Source organism: Clostridium sp. 1001283B150210_160208_E6, from assembly GCF_015669365.1.
GTDB lineage: Bacteria > Bacillota > Clostridia > Clostridiales > Clostridiaceae > Clostridium > Clostridium paraputrificum.
Genome location: NZ_JADPAA010000003.1, coordinates 168,346 through 191,519 on the forward strand (window position 1 = coordinate 168,346; position 23,174 = coordinate 191,519).

15 protein-coding genes are annotated in these 23,174 nt (G+C 29.7%); 2 read left to right on the forward strand and 13 right to left on the reverse strand.

Translation table 11 applies throughout. The features are described from left to right. Positions 1-28 precede the first annotated feature (28 nt). Positions 29-3,235, reverse strand: a complete 3,207-nt coding sequence (locus I4V16_RS05595) for a sensor histidine kinase (protein ID WP_195631403.1) — start codon at positions 3,233-3,235, stop codon at positions 29-31. 277 nt (positions 3,236-3,512) lie between these two features. Continuing rightward, positions 3,513-6,764 carry an SNF2 helicase associated domain-containing protein gene (locus I4V16_RS05600; protein ID WP_195966554.1) on the reverse strand — a complete coding sequence of 1,084 codons (3,252 nt, stop codon included), beginning with the start codon at positions 6,762-6,764 and terminating at the stop codon, positions 3,513-3,515. Positions 6,765-7,002: 238 nt separating this feature from the next. Here I4V16_RS05600 and I4V16_RS05605 point away from each other — a divergent pair, with 238 nt between their 5' ends. Further along, positions 7,003-7,371: a SatD family protein gene (locus tag I4V16_RS05605; RefSeq protein WP_049177003.1), complete on the forward strand. Its 369-nt coding sequence runs from the start codon at positions 7,003-7,005 to the stop codon at positions 7,369-7,371. 10 nt (positions 7,372-7,381) lie between these two features. Here the strand turns inward: I4V16_RS05605 and I4V16_RS05610 are convergent, their stop codons facing one another. The 7 genes from I4V16_RS05610 to I4V16_RS05640 all read right to left on the reverse strand — a co-directional run bounded on the left by I4V16_RS05610 (position 7,382) and on the right by I4V16_RS05640 (position 18,336). Further along, the gene (locus tag I4V16_RS05610; RefSeq protein ID WP_195260569.1) at positions 7,382-8,182 is read right to left on the reverse strand and encodes a DUF3307 domain-containing protein; all 801 of its coding nucleotides are present in this window, start codon (positions 8,180-8,182) and stop codon (positions 7,382-7,384) included. A 2-nt stretch (positions 8,183-8,184) separates the two neighbouring features. Then, the gene (locus tag I4V16_RS05615; RefSeq protein WP_049177001.1) at positions 8,185-8,898 is read right to left on the reverse strand and encodes a SatD family protein; all 714 of its coding nucleotides are present in this window, start codon (positions 8,896-8,898) and stop codon (positions 8,185-8,187) included. Between the two features lie 65 nt (positions 8,899-8,963). Beyond that, positions 8,964-10,031 carry a hypothetical protein gene (locus I4V16_RS05620; protein ID WP_195616967.1) on the reverse strand — a complete coding sequence of 356 codons (1,068 nt, stop codon included), beginning with the start codon at positions 10,029-10,031 and terminating at the stop codon, positions 8,964-8,966. A 99-nt stretch (positions 10,032-10,130) separates the two neighbouring features. Next, the gene (miaB, locus tag I4V16_RS05625) at positions 10,131-11,465 is read right to left on the reverse strand and encodes a tRNA (N6-isopentenyl adenosine(37)-C2)-methylthiotransferase MiaB (protein WP_195966555.1); all 1,335 of its coding nucleotides are present in this window, start codon (positions 11,463-11,465) and stop codon (positions 10,131-10,133) included. Positions 11,466-11,707: 242 nt separating this feature from the next. Further along, a complete protein-coding gene (locus tag I4V16_RS05630; RefSeq protein ID WP_195966556.1) occupies positions 11,708-16,771 on the reverse strand; it encodes a discoidin domain-containing protein in 5,064 nt (1,687 codons plus the stop codon). Between the two features lie 252 nt (positions 16,772-17,023). After that, positions 17,024-17,404 (reverse strand): metal-dependent hydrolase, encoded by a 381-nt coding sequence (locus I4V16_RS05635; RefSeq protein WP_195966557.1) that lies wholly within the window; start codon positions 17,402-17,404, stop codon positions 17,024-17,026. Between the two features lie 215 nt (positions 17,405-17,619). Then, on the reverse strand, positions 17,620-18,336 hold the full coding sequence (locus tag I4V16_RS05640) for an SHOCT domain-containing protein (RefSeq protein ID WP_180269531.1): 717 nt from the start codon (positions 18,334-18,336) through the stop codon (positions 17,620-17,622). 196 nt (positions 18,337-18,532) lie between these two features. On the opposite strand from I4V16_RS05640, the gene I4V16_RS05645 reads away from it, so the two are divergent. Further along, on the forward strand, positions 18,533-18,895 hold the full coding sequence (locus tag I4V16_RS05645) for a lecithin retinol acyltransferase family protein (RefSeq protein WP_111937686.1): 363 nt from the start codon (positions 18,533-18,535) through the stop codon (positions 18,893-18,895). 142 nt (positions 18,896-19,037) lie between these two features. On the opposite strand, the gene I4V16_RS17420 is transcribed toward I4V16_RS05645, so the two are convergent. From I4V16_RS17420 to I4V16_RS05665, 4 genes are all read right to left on the reverse strand, one after another. Continuing rightward, positions 19,038-19,385, reverse strand: a complete 348-nt coding sequence (locus I4V16_RS17420; protein ID WP_049178747.1) for an FMN-binding protein — start codon at positions 19,383-19,385, stop codon at positions 19,038-19,040. 15 nt (positions 19,386-19,400) lie between these two features. Continuing rightward, entirely contained in the window at positions 19,401-20,825 is a 1,425-nt protein-coding gene (locus I4V16_RS05655) for a flavocytochrome c (RefSeq protein ID WP_099329722.1), read from the reverse strand. Between the two features lie 110 nt (positions 20,826-20,935). Beyond that, positions 20,936-21,622: a response regulator gene (locus I4V16_RS05660; protein WP_242974257.1), complete on the reverse strand. Its 687-nt coding sequence runs from the start codon at positions 21,620-21,622 to the stop codon at positions 20,936-20,938. A gap of 14 nt (positions 21,623-21,636) precedes the next feature. Further along, positions 21,637-23,172, reverse strand: a complete 1,536-nt coding sequence (locus I4V16_RS05665) for a sensor histidine kinase (protein WP_049178753.1) — start codon at positions 23,170-23,172, stop codon at positions 21,637-21,639. Positions 23,173-23,174: the final 2 nt, after the last annotated feature.

Below are 23,174 nucleotides of genomic sequence, written 5' to 3' on the forward strand. Positions count from 1 at the left end.
ACAAATTCTTAGCAAAGTTTTTTAATTGTTATTTTGTTTTTATAGGCAATTTTATTATAAAAGTGCTTCCTTTTCCTAGCTCACTTGAAAGGGTAATGCTACCTCCATGCAATTCTACAATATTCCTTGTTATTGTAAGGCCTAATCCGCTTCCACCCTTTGCTTCTGAGTTTTTATCTACAACTTGGTTAAATCTATTAAATATTGATTCATGATATTTTTCATCTATACCTTCACCATTATCCTTAACACTTATAATTACGAAATCTTTCAAATCATTTATAGAAACAACTATTTTTCCACCATCTTTAGTATGATTTATAGCATTACTTACTAGATTTACTATACATCTTTCAATTTCATAAGCATCACAAAGCATAATCTTCTCTTCAATATCTGGGTCTATTATTAGCTCTACACCATTTGACTTACTATATTCCTTTAATGATAAAGCAGCCTCTTCTACTACATATACAATATCATTTTCCTTTAGATTCAGTGTATAGTTTCCGTTCTCTATTTTTGATGTGTCTATCAAGTCATTAATTATCTTTAATAATCTATTTATATTTCTCTTTATCACATCCATATAGTAGCTTAATCTTTCCGATTCAATTCCTTCATCCCCCTCATTTAAACTCATTATAAGTTGTTGAGTTGAAGATAATACATTTAATGGCGTTCTAAGCTCATGGGATAGGTTGACAAAATAATTATTCTTTCTCTTTTCAGATTTTATCAATCTACTATATAGCTTTTTATTCTTTTCCATTTCATCAAAAAGATCTTTAGTTCTCTTATTTACTAATAAATCAAGTTTCTTAAGCTTTAAATGTTCTGTCAAGAATATAAATATAATTATTAAAACACAAATTAAAAAAGCAAAATTACTTCGCCAAAATGGAGGTTTAATAGTAAACGAAAGAGTCTTTTCATCACTAAATGAACCATTAGTACTTCTTGCTTTAAAAGCAATATTATATTCACCTGGTGCAAGATTACTTAAGGTTATTTCGTTACTATTCATAAGAATCCATTCATTGTGACCTGATGTAGTATTTCTATAATAATATTGTACATTCCTACTATTTTTGTAGTTAGGTAAAAATACCTTAATACTTATGGTGTTTTCTACATGTGTAAATCTTTGTTTATCAACCTCTTTAATACTTTTTCCATTAAGCTTAAATGTATCAAATCTTAGTTCAGGTAAATAATCACTGTTTACCACTTCATTAGGATAAAAAGCATTAAGACCACCTATTCCTCCGAAGTAGAATTTACCACTTTTTGATTTATAATAAGCATTTCCATTAAATTCATTACTTTGAAGACCATCTGTAATATCTAAAGTGACAAAGGTATTATTTTTTTTATCATATTTTGATATGCCTGAATTAGTACTCATCCATGGATTACCTTCATCATCTATTAATACACCATATATATAGTTATTTGGTAAGCCATCTTCTGTAGTAAAACTTTTAAACTTCTCTGTTTCCTTATTAAATTTATTAAGACCTAATCTTGTTCCAATCCACAAGTTACCTTCGTCATCTTCTGCTATACTTCTTATAACATCATCACTTAATGATTCTTCATTATTTTCATCACTATAATAAATCTTTACATCTTCTTGTTTTGGGTCCAACTTAATTAGCCCTCCATTATAGAAGGTTCCAAACCAGTACACTCCATCCTTGTCTTCATATATTGCACAGCAATATGTATCCCTTACACCTTTGCTTTTTAACCAATCATCAATGTTTTTAACACTGCCATCTTTTGGATTATATATATTATATCCATTGGTTGTACCTACCCAAACATATCCTTTAGAGTCTATTAATAAGCTTTTAATAAACTTATCAGATAATCCATCATCTACATCTATTACCTTTACTTTATTTTTATCTATATCAATTATATTTAATCCATTATTAGTACCAACATAAACATAGTTATCATACCCAGTTATTACGTTTATAGAATTATTAGAGAATCCATTTAAAGTAGATGTATTTACATGATGAATTTCATTAGTTTTCTGATTAATAACATTAACTCCTTTTGAATTAGTACCAACCCATAAATATCCGTATTTATCTTCATAAATACCATGAATTACATTTTCACTTAAGGTGTTGCTCCCTAATCTATCATCCTTCTTATATGTATCCATTTTAATATTTGGATCAAATACACTTATACCAGCATATGTTCCTACCCATATTAGACCACCTCTATCTTGATACACTGTAAAGGTATCATCATTTATAATACTTCTTTCATTGGAATTAGTATTATTGTAAGTAGTAAAATCATTACTTTCTTCCGAATATTTAGCTAGTCCTTCTCCTGTGCATATCCATAGATTATCATCTTTGTCTCTTAGAAAGTTTCTAACATAATTATTGGGAATAGAACGTATATCCTCTGGATTATGTCTGTATTCTTTTATTTCTTTTTTAACTGTATCTATTACTTTTAATCCATCATTATATGTACCAATCCATACAAGACCATCATCATCACAATGTATTCTTCTTACGCTTTTTGAAGTAGCTTCCTTGTATTTATCATCATATATAAAATCATTCACTCTTTTACCAGTAGAAGTAAGCTTGTCTAATCCTTTTTCTGTTCCTGCCCATATATAGCCTTCTCTATCTTCCATAATGGATAGAACAACCTTATTCTTTAAATTCTCCTCAACATCTGTAAAAGGCTCAAATTTATCTTCTTCCTCATTGTATATATCTATCCCATTGTATGTTGAAATTAATAACCTACCATCCTTTGTAATCACCATATCGTTAACACTGTTACTAGATAAGTTACCAATATCCTCACCATGTAGATATTGAGTTATAGTATCATTTTCTACATCAATTTTATTAAGTCCCCCATAGGTTGCTACCCATATGTATCCATATTTATCTTCTAATAACTTAGCTACATAGTTATTACTTAACCCTTTCGATGACTTTTTCTCTTTTCTATATACTTTATAGTTATATCCATTATATCTATTAAGACCATCATTTGTGGCAAACCACATATATCCTCTACTATCTTGGAGAATGGATTCTACTGTTGCTTGTGATAACCCGTCTTCTATTGATATATTTCTAAATATAATATCTCTATTTTCACTTCCTATTACAGGTATACCACATACAAAAATTGAAATTAATAATGTAGATATAAATTTTTTTATATTTTTCTTATTCATTTTATTAAGGCCTCCATAAGTTGCTACCAAGTATATCTATATTTATCTTATAATAAATTAATCAAACTACATATATTCTCTTGGAGAATAGATTAACTTTTACTCTATGTGATCCCCCTAGTAGTTATAGCTTTATTATTTAATTATACACAAAAATATTATATTTTTGTCAATTTGTGTAGTATTTATTGTAATTTTTTATATAATTTTATTGTTTTATGTATTTTAAATAAAAAAAGTAGCTGGTTATCTATTTTTATAGCCAGCTACAAAATATTTATCTCTTAAAAAGTGATAGTATGTCTTCTTCATCTAAATTGCTAATATTATCACCAAGTTTTATATCCTTTCCTACAACTTTATCTATTAAACTTTTCTTTTCCTCTTGAAGAGATATGATCTTTTCTTCTATTGTTCCTTCTGAAATCATTTTTATTACTTCAACCACATGTTTTTGACCTATTCTGTGTGCTCTATCAGTAGCTTGATCCTCTACAGCTGGGTTCCACCATGGATCAAAATGAATAACTATATCTGCACTAGTTAAGTTTAATCCTGTACCTCCAGCTTTAAGTGAAATTAAAAATACTGATGTATCATCATTATTAAAGTCCTCTACAAGCTTATTTCTTTTCTTTATTGGAGTTGACCCGTCTAAATAACAATAGGTTATTTCATTTTCTCTAAATGCTTTAGAAATATTGTTAAGCACCGATGTAAATTGGGAGAATACTAGAATTTTATGTCCTTCATCTATACTTTGACTAACAGTTTCTAAAAGTGCATCTATTTTACCACTTCCCCCTTTGTAATCATCCATTACAACTGAAGGGTCTAAACATATCTGTCTAAGCTTAGTAATGTATGATAATATCTCAATCTTACTTTTAGCAAATTCATCATTTTCAACCTTCTTTTCAATTATATCTTGGATATACTTAACATAGGTTGAATAAACCTTAAGCTGCTCATCATCAAGAGGTACTATTAATTTATTTTCAATTTTATCAGGAAGCTCTTTAATAACATCTCTCTTGTATCTTCTAAGTATAAAAGGCTTAATTAATCTATTTAAATCTTTAATTAAGCATTCATCTTCCTCAAGCCTTCTATGGTACCTTGTAGCAAACTTCTTTTCATCATAAAGATATCCAGGCATAATAAAATCAAAAATACTCCATAACTCCATAAGTGAGTTTTCAATTGGGGTACCTGTTAAAGCAAACCTGTTCTTTGATTTAATACTTTTTACTGATTTAGCATTTTGAGAAGATGGGTTCTTTATGTTTTGAGCCTCATCTAAAATACAATAGTCAAACTCTATTTCTTTATAAAGATCAACATCTCTTTTTATTAGATTATAGGTTGTAATTAAAACATCATATTTTTCTCTGTTTTTTAATATATCCTCCCTCTCTTCTCTATTACTATGTAGTATTCCAACCTTCATAGTAGGAGCAAACTTTTTAAACTCTTTATACCAGTTATAAACTAATGATGTTGGGGCTACTATTAAACTTAAAGCCTTTTCATTTGAAGAAAGGAAGGTTATGGTTTGAAGAGTTTTTCCAAGTCCCATCTCATCTCCAAGTATTCCACCGAATCCTAAGTAATCAAGAGTCTTAAGCCATGAATAACCAATCTTTTGGTACTCTCTTAAATTAGCATTTATACATTCTGGAATAGGAAACTCTTTTCCCTTTAACTTCCCTAGGGTAGTTTTTAAGGATTTTAATCCCCTTCTTCCTTTTACATATGTTATTTCATTGTCTTGTAGATAATCCTCAACATACATACCCTTATTCTTATTAAACTCTATGGTATTTTCACTAATTTCTTTATCTTCATTTAAAGAATCTAGGAGTTTAAGAAGCTTGTTAAGTTCTATTTCTTCTAAGTCTAAAAATTCTCCACTTGAAAGCTTATAAAACTTTTTGCTATCTCTAAAGGCCCTTAAAATATTTGTAGTTTCGTCTTCCTTTATGTCACCTAATTTAAATTTAAATTCAAAATAATCATACTTTCCTTTTCTAACTTCACCTTTAAAAGAATTGGAAGAAAGGTTCTTTATACCAGTAAACCTATCTGAATAAAATATTTCGCCATACTCATGAAGCTCTAGTATATCCTCTTTGAAAAATTTAAATATGTACTCATCATCCTTAAAGAATCTAAAAGTTTCATTAACCTCTTCAAAACCTAATTCTCTAAGTTTTCTTATTACCTTTTCCTCTTTATTACTATCCCTATATATAACCTTATCCTTTAAATTATGAAAATAGTTAAATTCATACTTATCATAACAAACATTCAACGTAAGGAATATATCATCACTTTTATCAAAATAGAACTTAAAGGATACTGGTGCTATAACCACCTTATTACTTAAGGATTTAGATAATTCTATATCATCACTAACCTTTTGCATAGAAGGTATTAAGTCTCTTAGCACCCTTTCTTCCTCATCCCTTGTAAAGAATATTGAGTTTCCATGATTAAAAGCTTCTAAATAAGGAGTTATTGACTCAATTTGATCATAGGATGGAAGATATATTGTAGTATTAAACATAAATACATCATTTGAATCATTTAAAGCCTCTGGAATACCACGAGGAGCCTCAAGCTTAATCAAATTTCCTAAATCCTTTAGATTCATAGGAAGAGGAATATTTTCCTCTAAAACTTCTGTTTCTATAAGTCTAGAATAGAATCCGTTTCCTAAATACACTCTAAAGTCCTTTATTATAGTCATAAACTCTCTTAAAAGAGCTTTAGGTATAGTAATTTGCTTTCCAGACACAAGCTTTTCATTAACCTTTCTAAAAGAATTAGATGATAAATCAATTTCCTTTAATAACTCAATAAAGCTTATTAATCTTTTAGTAGATGAAGTAAGTCTTTGTTCCTTTATGTTAAATATATAATCCTTGCCATAAGGGATAGATATTCTATTATAAAGAGCTACTAAAAAGGCATCTATATCCTTTAAGGTATATAGCTTGTTAGACTTCATTCCTTCAAGACCTATTTTAAATTCTGCTCCTAGTTTTCCTGTCCACTGTATTTTATTAAGTATAACCTCTATCTTTATCTTATCCTTCTTTTTTTCTTCACCAAGAAGTAAATCTAATATAGAACTTTCTGTTTTCTTTACAATATTCTCTTTAGCATCTGTTAATCCAAGCTCATCCTTTATGCTTGGATCTTCATCTAAAGAGTTAATAAACTTATAGAAGGTAGCTACTAGATGTTTGCAACAATATCCCCTCTTACTATTCTTCTTCTCAAAGGTATTACAGCTACAATGTGAAAATATTACTTCACTATTTCTCTTATCTATATCTAACTTACAAGAATACTGACTATATAAATCTTCAGAAATAACTGAACTAGTAAGAACTATTTTATCCTTATCACCTTCATAATTTAAATCTGAAATCAAATCATTTTTAAATACTCTTTCCCCATCTTTTTCATTTTTACCACAGGCACTTCTATTAAATCCTTCTATTAAATCTTGTTTTAACATTTAATCACCACATTCTCTTTAGATTAATCTAATTATATAATAACAGAACTTAAGTTCCTATGTCTAACTTCTATAGATTTTAATTCTAATAGCAAAATACTACCAACTTCATAAAATGTTATAAAGCAAACAGTTAATAAAATATTATTAACTCTCTAAAGGTTAATAAAATATCATTAACCCTAAAGTAGTTTATAAAAGTATATTAACTCTTGTTATTATTTTCTATGGAGGATTTATGTATAAGGCACTTATATTTGATATAAAAGATTCAAGAAAAATTCAAAATAGAGAAGAACTACAAAAAAAATTATTACAGTTAATAGAGGATTGTAATACTATTTTCAAGGAGTATATAGTAAGTCCTTTTTGTATTACCTGTGGTGATGAATGGGAAGGGTTATTAGTAAAGGATGCACCAGATTTAGATATTAAAAACTTTTTTCAAAAGAGGTTGCCCCCCAATATATTTTTTTATTTTGGAGTTGGCATTGGTGATATATCTATAAAGGATTTCTCTTTACCAACAAACTGTTTAGATGGTGAAGCTTTTATAAGAGCTAGAGATGAATTAAATAAAGCTAAGAATAACAATATCTATTCTTAGCTTTATATATCTAAATTAAATTATAAATGAGAATGCCTCCAATAAATGCAGTAACTAAACTTACTAAAGTTCCTACAATAAAGCACTCTACAAAGTAATCCTCTGAAAACTTCTTAAACCTTGCAATAGATTTTAGGGTTAAAATAACTGCAATTAAACCATACTGAGAGCAAACAACTGATATTATAATAAATAACCTTTCACAAATTCCTATTATAAAACCACCATTTTTAGCTCCTTCATCCTCTTGAGAACTATTTCTACCAATACTTTTTAATAAAAATTTAGAAAAATATCCTACTCCATAGCTGCAAAAAAGTATTATAAATACTATTGATAGAAAATTATTATAGGGGATAGCTTGGCTATATAGCGAATAAATATACTGAAGAAAATCCTCAAAACTAATATTATTAAATACAATGAATATTATATATAAGGATAAAAAATGAAGAAACTGATCTAAAATAAATAATACTAAATTTTCAATTTTAAAAGGCAGCTTCTCCATAACAACCTTATAGCAAGACTTTCCATAATCTATAATAAAATGAATAAAAAATATGGCTATTGCATATAAAAAGTAATTATTCAATGTTATTGAAGAGGTATAAACAACTATCCATGTTAAAAGTATGAATATAATACCATGAATAAATGCATGTATAAGATTATATTTTCCTGAGCTTATATACCATTTATATTTAACATTGTTTGCCCCTTCTCTTCCCTGAACTATTTTGTCACTTTGAAATACAAAATCACCAAGTATATGAGATATTAATGATATTAAAAACAATGTAAAATACATAACTATACTCCCTTAAAATTGCCAAATAGCTCTTCTATAAGCTTTATATTCTTTTCTATCACAAAGAACTCAGCTGAATTTAACTTTTGAGATATATCAGATTTTGAGTTAGACACCCCATCTTCAACCATCTTTTTATAAGATCCAGCCTTCCTGTAACTTTTAATAATCACCCATTGTTTAGGAGTTACCTTATTAATTAATATCTCTGTATTCTCAATTAAAGCATTAATAATATAGCTTATATTTACTGTAGGATAACCCCCATCGCTTACTAATGATATAGCGACTTCATCCTTTTCCATTATAGAATACTCATTTAAATAAACTCTATTTACCTTAGACTTAATTGTATCTCCAGATTTTTTAGCTATGTTTATGGCATTTCTTGCATTTATAAAGGCTTCTCCGTCCATGTTGGAGCTATTACTATAGACCTCTGTACTAATACTACCAATACCTATGCCTGAGTAGGTTTTAATGTCATAATCACTTAAAAACTCATTAATTTCAGTGATTATAGTATAGCTTTTAGAAATATCCTTAAGAACTATTTGCCACTCATCTCCTAAGGTAATTGTAATAGGAGTTAAAAGTTTATCTTCATACTTTTTGCTAAGAGACTTTAAGTAATTTTTAATTATATTTTGAACTTCTATTCTATTTTTGATTTTACGCGAATGAACAATATCCATGTTTATAACGCTGTATATCATTTTATTATCTCCACTTCGTTTTTTTATTAAATTATACCATATAGTTACATAATTTAACCATAAAATTAACTCTCCAATGGGAATATTTGACCATCTACATAATATCTATACATCTGTAGTGTAATCTTATTTACAAGAACTATAGAATCTGCTTGATATCCTCCATCTGGACTATTATAAATAATATAGAATCTATAATAATCTTTATCTATATTCTCAGGAAGGTTTAGATTGTCTTCAGTATACTTATAATCTACTTCATCTTGAGTTTTTCCAGTATAGTCATAAATCCTATGCCTTATATCATCTATAGAAAGTCCGCTGTAGTCATAGTGAGGAATATTCCTTTCATCGCCTTTAACCTCTAACAGCTTAAATATACCATTGTCATACTTCATTATCTCTACAACGTCTATAATCTTATCATTAGTTGATGCATCCCTTAAGGAAAACCTATTTAAAAGCTCATATACATTGTCACCATCTACATCCTTTAAAATACTACCATTGGACTCTTGGGTATAATTATCCTCCTTGTTTGTAGTTCCATACTTATCATAAAATCCATTTTCTATATAAAAGTTCTTTTTATCATCAGGAATCTTATATTTATAATACTTATAACTTTTTGTATCCATAACATAAAAAGAATAATCACTTAAAAAGCCCTTATTATACTTTGGAACATCCTCCTCTGCTACTAAATATTCACCATCTTTATAATAGAAAAGAAGAGAATAGTGACTTGCCCCGGCACCTTGTACATTTATTAAAATATCCTTTATCTTATCTCCAGTGGCATCTTGTGCATCAGCTACTTCTATGCTCATAGGGTCTACTTCCTTAACATAAAGTGTTCTATTATTGCTTCCATCTATTATTTGAATATAAGCCTTTTTAGAATTAAGATTATCATTTTCAAGTAGTTTTATAATATCTCCAACCCCATCACCATCAATGTCTGTTGTAATACTATTTATCTCTTTGTATCCTTCAACACTTAAATTCTCATCCAAGTTAAATTTAATATTATTTTTGTTTACTTTAGTACCCTCATTAGTTTTATTTGTCCCACAAGCTACAAGAGATAATGCAAATACACAAAGCAAAGCATAAACTACTTTTTTCCTCATACTCATTCTCCTAAATAATAATTATACTGTATTAATATTTAAGGAACCTTAAAATAATGATTCATAAAAAAAGAAACTGCAAAAGCAGTTTCTAATAAATTATTCTACTATTTCTCCAAGTAATGAGAATGGTTGAGCTCTATTTATGTGAACATTAACTAGCTTACCAACCATAGAAACATCTCCTGGGAAGTTTACAAGTCTACCATTTCTTGTTCTACCCATTAACTTAGTTTCATCATTTTTAGATGGTCCTTCAACTAGAACCTCAACAGTTCTACCTTCATAAACCTTATTTCTATTGATTACGCCTTTATTAATAACGTCAACTAATCTGTTAAATCTTTCGTGCTTAACATCATCTGGAACTTGATCTTCCATTCTGTCAGCTGGTGTATGGTTTCTTCTTGAGTAAATGAAAGTAAATGCTGAATCATATCCAACTTCTTCACAAAGATTTAAAGTATCTAAGAAGTTTTCTTCTGTTTCTCCAGGGAATCCAACAATAATATCCGTTGTTATTGAGCACTCTGGGATTTCTTCTTTTATCTTCTTAATTAAGCTCATGTACTTTTCTCTATCATAGTGTCTGTTCATCTTCTTTAAGATTTCATCAGAACCACTTTGAACTGGAAGGTGAATTTGCTCACATAACTTGTCACATTCTTTAATAGCCATAATAACATCTTCTGTTAAGTCCTTAGGGTGAGATGTCATAAATCTAACTCTTTCAAGACCTTCAATTTCATTAATTCTTCTAAGAAGTTTAGCAAAATCTATTTCTTCTTCTAGTCCTTTTCCATATGAGTTAACATTTTGCCCAAGAAGAGTGATTTCTTTATATCCTTGAGCTACAAGTTCCTTAATTTCCTTTTCAATTTCTTCTGGTCTTCTGCTTCTTTCTCTTCCTCTAACATAAGGAACTACACAGTAAGTACAGAAGTTATTGCATCCATACATAATAGTAACAAATGCTTTTATTGAGCTTTCTCTATCTACAGGAATACCTTCAATAATTTCAGTTTCTTTGTCAAATATTTCTTTAACTTGAACCCCTTCAGTCTTTACCCTATTTAAGTATTCAGGGAACTTATAAGAGTTATGTGTACCGAAGATAATATCAACATATGGGAACTCTTTTAAGATTTTATCAGCCATCCCCTTTTGTTGCATCATGCAACCACAGATACCTATAACTAAATCAGGATTATTTTTCTTTAGTTTCTTAAGTAGTCCTAAATTTCCATAAACTTTATTTTCAGCGTTTTCTCTTACGCAACATGTATTAAATAAAATAATTGAAGCTTCTTCTTTAGCTTCAGTCTTTGTATATCCAATTCTCTTAAGCATTCCTGAAAGCTTTTCAGAGTCTTCTTCATTCATTTGACAGCCCCATGTTTCAATATAATACTTTAGATTTTTTACTTCTGACATAGTATTCTCCTTTACATGCAAATTTCTAATGTATTATAACAAATTTATTGCATAAAATAAAGGGTTGTTATTTATTAATAAAAATCTATCAAATCTTTAAAGGCTTGATATATTTTCTATATCCCAATATGTAATATAAAAATCATTTACAATTCACTTATTTAACATTATTTTAATTGTATTATTAATGTTTATAAAAAAATCACTGTATATCAGAGTATAGATATACAGCGATTTAAATTTTAACCTATTTTATTTTCTTTTTTTAATACTACAAAACAAGCTCCTGCTACAGATATAACGAAAAGTGCAAACCATAAACCTATATTTGCATTATCTCCAGTAGCTACACTTTGTCCTTCTGTTTGTTTTAAATTGTTAAATGCATTTTCCAATTCTGCTATTGCCTTTTCAACTTCTTCTGCTGTGGCATCTTTATTTTCAATAACAGTTTTTGCAGAATCTAAAGCATTTTTTAGGTTATTCCAGCTTCCATCTGTATAGTTTCCCTTTTCTAATTTAATAAGTTTATTATATAACTTTATTAGTCTAGTTTTATCCACTTTTACTTCAAGCTTAGATAATGCATCTGCAAGATTATTATATGCTGCTTCAATTTCTTCTTTTGAGGCATTAGTATTATCTAATACCAATTGAGCAATTTTAACAGCATTCTCAAATACTTTAAGGGAAGCTTGTGTATATTTAGAGGTATCCAAGCCTTCTATTTTATTTAACAAAGCTTGTAAGTCATCTTTTGAGATTCCTTCTTCTGGTGTTGTTTCAACAAGCTTATCGTAAGCATCAGTTAACTCATTGAATGCATTATTAATTGCTTCTTGCGTAGCTAAATCATCATTTAACACGCTTTTTGCCTTTTCTAATGCTTTGATAAATAAACTCCAGCTCTCCTCAGTATAATCATCCTTTTCTAGGGACTTAACCTTATTATATAGATCCTCTAATTGAGATTTATCCACTTCAACTGTGTTGTCTTCTAATATTAAACTAACCATTGCAACTGATAATTCTGTTTTCATAATTTCAACATCATTTGCATTTGGTTCTTCTGAATCTACTAAAGCTTTTGCCTCTGCAATCTTATCTTGAAGAGTTTTCCAAGAATCTACTGTAAATCCTTGATCTTCAATAGCTGAAGCTTGATCAATAAGTTTATTTAATCCTTCAAGATCTGCTTTTACATCCACTGCATGTAATTTAATTTCAGAAGCTGTTCCATTATTATTTACTGCTTCTAGTGCAACTAATCTTACATGTTTAGTTGTAACTGCATCAAACTCAATAATTTTTGCTTCAGAATTTCTTGCTAGGGTTCCTTCCTTAACCTTTGTATAGTTAACACCATCATCACTTACTTGAATCTCGTATTTAGTAATAGTTCCATTAAGTCCACTTTGACGAGGAACATATGTCAATCCATTTACCTTAGTTGGCTCGTCCATTTCAAGGTCAATCCAATGAGGCATTGTAGTTACATTCCAGTCTGTATGCCACATAGTTCCAGTGTTATCATCTAATACATTTTTAGGATCAGATCCATCTTTTTGGTAACTAGAAGCTGTAGCTTTAATTATTGAATTATCAATATAATTAACATTTTTTATAGGTTTTGCTACCAATCCATTTAATGCAGATGCTAATGATTTTTCGTATCCATCTACTGTAGATTGTAATGAAGCTGGTAAGTCTCCTCTAATGCTATTCTTTACAAATAACAATACATTTACACTTTCTTCTGTATATGGAGATAAGTCTTCTGGAATTAAAGATAAATATGCATTTACTCTAGAATAATCAGCTTTTTCAAAATCTAAATCCTTTAATATTGCATTAATTTCATTAGTTTTTTCGCTAATTTCTTGTGATGTTGGATTATATTTAGTAAATATCTTCTTAGAATCCTTTATTAATGCACTTAGTTTATGGTTTTTATTTTCTTTTAAATATTCACTAGCATTCCATACTGCATAATCTAATTCCATAGTGGAAGCATATTCTGCATTTTTAGCTAATCTTATATCATCTACATATCCTATAAATGATTTAGTTTTGCTTCCAATATATTGCATAGGGAACATATTAGTTGCAAGCAATGGTCTTCCTTCTACCTTTTCTCCATCACCTAAGGTATCCACTAAGTTTCCATTTACATATAAAGAAATTTGATTTAACTCATTCTTAAATTCTAATTCTACCCATTCATTTACAGGTAGTTCATAATTAAATGAATAATCATATTTTTCTCTTGAGAAACCAACTTTTCCAGTTTCCTTTTGAACTGCTTTTATAGAACCGTATTCTGATTCAAATAAAATTTGTTCTTCTTTACTACTTGAAGTACGCTTAACCTTTACACGTAAATCATTATTCAATCCTACTGTGTTTAACTTAGATTGAACGTAGCTTTCATTACCCTTTAACTCTAAAACATTTTTACCATCTTCTTCTTTAATTTCTGCATTACTTCCTGAAGTTAAATTATATCCATTAGATGATGAATCCTTTAAATCATCCATATTATATTGTGCAATATTTTCAGATTTTGTTTCTACATCATAATCAAAGTTTACTGTAGGGTCTTCTCCAATTTCATTAATTTTTTCTTTTGCTTCATCTAATGATAAGTCATTTTTACCCCATAGTTTTGCAGCAAATAGTGGCATTGCTCCACCAATACGATCATAAACATCATATTCACTTACACCATTATTAAGATAGTCAGTCATATCATTCCATACAGCAAATGCACCACCAATCATTTGGTCATCACCAGCAGGAATAGTAACACCACCAATAGAATTAATTGGTAGGTTATACATAGTGTTATCATTTAAGTAATCATAATAGTACCCTGCATTAGGAACAATATAGTAGTTACCATCATTACAGTTAATTAAATCGAAGCCTTTTTCGTACATTTCATCCATGTTAGCATAACCAAAGTTCCATAAATTCATTTGTACGTTTTCACTTCTTACAGGAGTTGTACCTCTACATTGAGATAAGCTTCCCCATATACGTGCAGTTCTTCCTGTATCTTGAACATACTCTAACATATCATCTGCAAATTTTCTGTAGGATTCTTTATCTGCATTATATTCATCTGCTCCTACATGAATAATTGTTTGATCATCAAATACTGGGTCTTCACCCATCATATACTCATCAAAAATACTCTTAACAAAATCTAAGCATTCATCATATTTTGTTTTTAAAGCAAGGTGATCATTATCACGTCCCCATGTTCCATGACGTAAATCAGGACGTACTTTAGTTAGTGCAAGAGAGTGAGCAGGAGTATCTATTTCAGGAACAATATTAACCCCATATATTCTTGAAGTTTTAATGAATTCATTAAATTCATTTTTAGTATAAAACATATCTGTACTAGTTAAATCAGCTTTGTTTAATCCGTTATTACCGCCCTCTTTTATGTCAGACTCTAAACGGAATGCAGAATAAGCTTCCATTGGATCTTTACCAGCAGAAGAATAGTTTTCTAACGGAATTAGGTTATCATTTAAGTGAACTTGGAAATCATTTAATTTATACCATGACATTTCCTTTACTACTTGTTCTAAATAATCCATAGTAAATGTCTTACGACCTACATCAAGAATAAATCCTCTTACTTTGTATAGTGGATAATCTCTTGTAACTCCTTTTGGAATTGTAATATTATTGTTTTGTTTTAAGATCTGTAATATTGTTCTTGTTGCCCAAAAAGAACCTGTTTCTGTTTCAGCTTCTACTGTAATATAATCTGAAATATCCATTAAATATCCTTCGTCTTGTAAACCTTTAGATTGGTCCTTTGTTAAAGTAAAGGAAATATCTCCAGCCTTAGGTGTTACTCCTGAAACTACCTTTAATGTTTTACCGCTCATTGCCTTATAATCTTCAGCAAAAGTTTCAGCCATTTCTTTAAGTTCTGAAGGAACAATTATTCTAGAGGAATTTGAAATTGTAAAGTTTCCTTTGCTTCCTTTCCATTCACGAAGTTCAGGAATTACAACTGGAGAAGCATTCTCCCCTTCTTCACTTGTATATTTACCAGGAACTTTTATAGCACATTCTTTGAACTTGTACTCTTTAGTCTCTTCATTAGTAACTTTAAATGAGACGTTTACAGTAACATCAGTTATAGGTTCATAAATTGTTAAATCTTCACCAATTACTTGTTCATAATCAGTACCATTATATTCAACAATAAAACCATCTTCATTTGGTAAATTAGAAATATCTAGCTTTTTATCACCTTTCTTAGGAGATTCAATATTAATAGAATTTACAATATCAGAGATGCTTTTTTTAGTATCTCCCCCATAAACCTCCATTTCATAAAGTGAAACAGAATTCCATGTAACAATTCCATCAGGATCATCTGCAGTATATTCATTGATATATAATCTTACATATCTTGCATTATATACTTTATCTAGAATGATTTTTTGATCCTTTCTAGATGGATTTTCAGTGAAACTTTGTATTGTTTTCCAGTCATTATCATTCATAGGGTTACTTAATGTGTCAGCTATTTGTATTTCATACTTTGTAGCATTTCTTCTTTCCCAAAATAAATTAATTGTTTTTATATCTTGTTTTTTACCGAAATCTACATAAATCCAAGCTGGCTTTCCAGTTGCAGACCAACGAGATCCTTTTGATGTAGTATCACCATCAACAGCTTTATCTCCACTTAAGGAACTTGTTTCAGAATCACTAACGAATACTTCTTTACCAAAAGCAATATTTTCTGATGGATCTTGCTCATCAGGCATAGATGAATCTTTTAGCATTACTTTAAAATCACTGCAGGAAACGTTAGGATAGCCCTTTTGTTCAGTTACTTCTAACTTTACATATCTTCCTTTTACAGATTCTTCTAATAAATTTTCAGATATTTTTGTAGTATTACCTGCTTGTACAACTACTGGGTCCCCCCAATTGTTAATATCATTAGATACATAAATATTATAGCTTGAGGCATAATTTTCATTGCTTTCCCAGATCATTCGAAAATAATTTAACTCTTCTTCCTGACCTAAATCAACATATGCCCACTGAACTGGTTTACTTTCTGATGACCACCTAGACCCCTCATCTTCATCTGTTAAATTGCTAGCAGGCATGGTACTGTACTCAGCACTTGCAATTACATTCTTGTTTAATGCCAAATTTACATTAGGTGAAGTTTTAGCTGAAACTGTCATTGCATTAAATGGAATTAAATTCACTATCATAGCGGCACTAAGTAAACTATTAATGATACGCTTAAATTTCATACTTACCTTCCTTTCTTTTTAGTCTTGTCTAGTTTTTTATTGATACAATACCTTCTCAATCCCCCTATTTACATCCCTCCTGTCTTCCATGTAAATAATCACAGATAAATTATTTACATATTTATACAGTTTCAGTTTATAGCTTGTTGCCTTATATGTATTTGCACTAATTAGTAAAATTTGTGAACTTTTGGTTTTTTGCAATTTAGAAACAAAAAAATAAGAACTCTAAATTTTAGAGTTCTTATTACTTCAATACCCTACCATTAATATGATAAATATAACTGCCATTGCACAGTTGCCTATAAATATATCGTCTTTTTTCTTACATTCTATTACTCTCACACCATATATCCTTTTACTTGGATATAAAAACTGAACTCCATCTTTAGTAAAAGAATCTAAAAATATATGAAGTAAATAATTAATACACCAGACTATAGCTATATTTATATCAATTAGTAAAATAAATAAGGTAGTAAACACTAATGATAACACCGAATGAGTTATTTCCTTTTTCTTAAACAAATCTGGTGCAACTGCTGAAAATAGCCCCCAAAAAGCTATTGGTACCTCTAGTATTAAGGGTAAAGTAACAGCCAATGCCACCACAATATGTGTTTTTTTAGTCATATTATTACCACTTCCTAAACTTAGTTATAAGAATAGTATTACCTAAAATTTCATATTTATAGGTATATAGTTTACCAAAAAATATAAGACTCAAGGTTAATCTTGAGTCTTTTTCTTATTTAGCAATCTTAGTTCATAAAGTATATCGCTTGCTCCCATTAATAAAAATCCTATAAATTTTAAAGCAATGTCCATATTTACCCCTCAATCCCCTATTAAAACCCTAATAGTCTACTTTGAATCTTATCAAATTCATCTTGTGTTATTACCCCTGAATCAAGCAATCCCTGTATCTTTAAAATCTCGTCTACTGTAGATAATTCATTACTAAGATCATTATCATCTGAAGAAGAATTTAAAGAATTATTTTCAGAATTTATTGTACTCTCAAGGAATTGCATAAGTTCTTTTACAGTACCATAAATTGAGTTATATAAATTTGAACGTATATTTAGTTCACTAGCTACAATTTTTATCTCTTTATTCCCCTTGTTTTTATTAGAGGAATATAATCTTAGCTTTAAGCTATTTACAAAAGCAGTAGTAGTTTGTCCATTTATATTTTCTATTGGAGGTTGCCCTAAACCACCTTTATTAATAACAAAACCATTCTCAACTAATTCAAATCTTGTTATATCACCATATCTATATACAACTGCATCTTTAACACGTTTACCAAAACTATCTAGAACTTGGAACATCTTATTTTCTTCATCTATCTCTATGTATGTTCCAATCTTCTTATTTCCATTAAATTTGTTTAATTCCTCTTGATTAAGAAGGTATTTTGAAATTGCATCTTCAATCTCTCTTACTCTTCTTTGTGATATATCTACAGTATTGCTTAGATAGTCATAACTTTTGTCATAACATTCTTTACAAATGAATCCGTTAAATATGGCAACTTTTGCCCCTACCTTATTACACACCATACAAGATTCTTTTTTGCCAAAAATACCCATGCCGTCACCCTTTCTCTACAAAATCATTATACTATCATACACTTTTTTTAACAATATTAATAACCTTAAATATGTAAATTGCATATTATATATTACAATATTCATCAATTATTTTAGTAAAACTCTTATTATTTATTTGTAGGACAAATAAAAAGTTGGTGAGAAAATGAAAAATATTAACTACTTTTTTCAAAATAAAAGAGCTAATTTTGGTGATGTTATAAGTGTAAATAGAGGGTTATATAGACATTATGGTATATATATAAGCGATAATACAGTAATTCATTATGCATCCTTTGGTAGGGATTTTGGTAGAAATGTATGCATTCATGCAACAAGCTTAAGAAGATTCTTAAATGGATCTAGGGGATATGAAGTTTGTGTTTTCCCTAATGGATTTAATTGTAGAGAGACTGTAAAAAGAGCCCTATCTAGAATTGGAGAAAGGCGTTATAACCTATTTACAAATAACTGTGAACATTTTGCAACATGGTGTAAAACTGGAGTATCTTATTCAAAACAAATTTGAATAAATGGCTATATAAAAAACTCTGCTTGTCAGAGTTTTTAGTATTTTGTATTAAACTAAAGGTAAGTCAAATAAGATGATAAAAAGGAACTGACCATAAGGCCAGCTCCAATATTTGAATAAAGGGATTTGCGAATTTTAATTACTTAGTTGCTCCTTCAAGTGCCTTATTTACTGCTTCTAAAACACCCTTTGAAGAATTTGTAGCACCACTTACAGCTTCAACGCCTTCAGTACCTTGCTTTTCAATAATTTCTGGAATCATATTATCCTTAACTCCATCAATTAATGTCTTTGTTTCGTTATGTTCAACTACATCAACTGTAGAAATCTTACCTTTTTCAACATTAACTTCAACTTTAATTGTTCCTGAAGTTCCTTGAGCTTCACCAGTGTAAGTACCATCTGTATACTTTCCACCTCCACATCCAACTAGAACACCAGCTGTTAATATAGCTGTAGCTATTAATGAAACTAATCTCTTTTTCATATCTATTTCTCCTTACTATTTTACTAAAGCAGCAGCATTCTTACCTGCAACTCTTCCATATACAACAATATCAGCTAAAGCATTACCACCAAGTCTGTTACCACCGTGTACTCCACCAGTAACTTCCCCTGCAGCAAATAATCCTTTAATTACATTTCCATCTTTGTTTATAACTTCAGCATTTGTATTTATCTTAATTCCACCCATTGTATGGTGAACAGCTGGAGTTACAGGAATTGCATAAACCTTACCTTGATTTAATTGTCTTGGTAAATCTTCTCTTCCAAGTTCACTATCAACCTTTGAAGATACTGCATTGTTATATGTATCTACAGAAGCTTTCATAGTTGCCTTGTCTATTCCTAGCTTTCCTGCTAATTCTTCAACAGAATCTGCTTCTGTAACAAGTCCCATGTTGAAGTACTCTTCTGTAGCCTTTAAGCTCTTTCTTAAACCTTCATCAAAGAAAAGGTAAGCAACCTTATCATCTTGTTCTAATATAGCCTTAGAAACAACGTCTCTAGTTAATAATTCATTTACGAATCTCTTACCTGATTTGTTTAATAATATAGCACCGTTTCCTCTAACAGCTTCAGTAACCATTACTGCCTTATCAGGAACAACTGTTGGGTGAGTTTGAATTTCTGCCATATCAACAAAATCTGCATTAACTGCTTCTGCAAGTTTTATACCATCACCAGTAGCACCATTATGGTTAGTTGTAGCAAATCCTTTAAGGTCAGCCTTATTTTGCACTACCATTTCTTGGTTAGCAGAGAATCCACCTGCAGTAATTACAACTGCCTTAGCTTTAATTGTATATTCTTTACCTTCTTTATCTGTAGCCTTAACACCTTCAACATTTCCATCTTTGTCAAGGATTATCTCTTTAGCTTCGTTCCATAATCTTAAGTCTACCTTTTCTTTATCAGCAGCTACTTTTAAAGTATCTACTAAGTGAGCACCTACTGCTGCTCCACCAGTTGGTCTATGAGTTCTATAGTTTGTTGAACCTGCCATCTTACCAACATCTGAAAGGTCAGCTCCAATATCAGTTAACCATTTAACTGCATCTTTAGCTTCATTTGCTAGCTTTTCAACTAATTCAGGATTGTTTTTATTATATCCACCCTTCATAGTATCTTTAATCATTTGATCTATGCTATCTTCAATTTCTTTAGCTTTTTGTTGGTCAGTTTCAGCAGCATTTAATCCACCTGTAGCTCTGTTAGTGTTACCACCTACCATAGGCATCTTTTCTAAAAGAACTACCTTATTTACACCTTCTTGTTTTGCTTGAACAGCTGCAGATAATCCAGCTCCACCTGCTCCAATTACAACAATATCAGCTGTTTCACTTTTACTTCCACATCCTATCATACCGAATGTTGGAATTGCTATAAGCGCACTTAACACTAATGCAAGCACCTTTTTCTTCATATGTTTATCCCCCTTATAACTAAATTGTTTTCTTTCAACAATTAAAAGTATAAGGGGGATATATAGTTACAGCAATAATTTGGTCTTATTGTTTATTTTGTTCATTTTGTTCATGAATTTAATAACATATAATAATTAGTTGGTCTTCCTATCTTTCCATATTCACAAATCTTATCTACCTTGTTTTCCTCATGTAATTTCTCTAAATATCTTCTTACTGTAACTCTTGAAAGCCCTATCTTATCAGCAATTTCTTCAGAAGTTAATTTTTCATTTGGATTTTCATATAGAAAATTAATGATACTTTCATAAGTTTTAATATTTATACCCTTAGGCATAGGTGATTCACTACACTTTGTAGTTTTGCTAAGCATAAAATTATCTATATGCTCCTGATCTAATTCATCCATAGCATAGAGTTCCTTCTTAATGACCTTATATTTTTCTAAGGCTTCCTTAAGTCTATCAAATCTAAAGGGCTTAATTAAATAATCCATAGCTCCATACTTAAATGCATCTCTTACTGCCTCTTTACTTCTATCTGCAGTAATTAGAATTGCATCTACAGTAATATTCTCATTTCTTGTCCACTTTAGAAAATCTATACCATTTCCATCAGGTAAGAAAATATCAATTAAGACTAAATCTATCTCATCCCTTAATTCTACAATAGACTTTTTAGCCTCTTCTATTCTTCCACATTCTTTTACAAGCTTAATACCTGATATCTTATTTAAAAATTGAATATTAATAGACCTAACCATAGGATCATCTTCAATAATCATAACTTTTATCATTTGTAAATCCTCCATTAAATTACTATATCCCATATGGTTTCATTTTCATCTGAAATTAAATTTATGGTTCCACCATTTGCTTCTACAATCTCTTTTATATTATAAAGACCCATGCCCCTAAAGTCTCCTTTTGTAGAATATCCTCTAGTAAATAACTTTTCTTTTCCTTCTTCATCAATCATTGCTCCATTATTCTTCACAAGAATTTTTATATTTTTGTCTTGATATATACCAACAAAAATATATCCTTCATCCTTTTTAGATACTTCCTCAATGGAGTTTTGTATTAAGTTACCTATAATAATTAGTAATTCATTTAATGAAAGCCCCCTAGGTATCTCCTTAAAGTTACTTTTTTCATCCACTTCAAATTTAATCTTGGCTTCATCTGCTCTATTATATTTTGCAAAAATAAGCCCTTGAATAGAAACTTCTTTAATATTTCTTAATGAATCAGTAATTAACCCTCTCTTTGAAGTGGTGTTAAATATGTATTCAATAGCCTTATCATTCTCCTCTAATTGAATAAGGCCTGCTATTGTATGTAATTTATTCATGAATTCGTGATTTTGAGCTCTTAAGTTCCAAAATAGCTCCTTAACCCCAGTTAGTTCTTCTGCCATATTTGTAACTATAGTCATATCTTGAATGCTGGCTATTCCACCTTCTACATTTCCTGAATCACCAAAAATTGTGTAAAAATTAGCCATAATAATGTTATCGTCAATTCTAATTTCTTTATTAAAAACTCTAGACCTTCTATACATAGTTTCCATTAGGTTATCTAGAATTACACTAGGGACCTGAGCCCTAGAATTAATTTTTAGGATTTCCTGTGCCCTTGTATTCATCAGTCTAACATCGCCAGTTATATTTATAGCAATAAGTCCATCATGAACATTATTAATTATGGACTCTCTTTCAAAAAGAAGTAATGCAATTTGATTTGGTTCAAGACCAAATATAGCTTTTTTTATATTTCTTGCTAGTATTCTAGCTCCTAAAATAGATACCATTAAAGTAAAGAAAAGCATAGGCAATATTTTATTTGTATACTTTTTCATTTCGTATAGCATATCACCTGCTAAAATACCAACAGATACTGCCCCTACTTGTTCCCCCTCATAATAGACAGGAACAAATGATCGTATAGAAGGTCCTAGACTTCCTGTTTCCTTTGACACATAGGATTCACCATATTCAAGTACCCTATACTTGTCGTTCTGTCCAAATTTAAGTCCTATATTTGCAGGTATAGGATGTGAATATCTTATACCATCCATATCCATAACTACAATAAATAAAACTTTTGTTTTTAATCTTAAGTTTTCAATAAAATTTTGAACCTTCATTGTACTTATTTCCTTATTTGCCAAGGTTTCTTGTACTAATGGTACTGATGAAACAACCCTACCTGTATCTAGGAGTCTTGCTCCAGTATCTTCTTCAATTCTTCCCTTTATCATTTCATAAGAAAAAAAAGATATAATTAATATAGTTCCACTAATTAAAAATATAATTAACAAAGTAAACTTATTTTCTAGTTTCATAG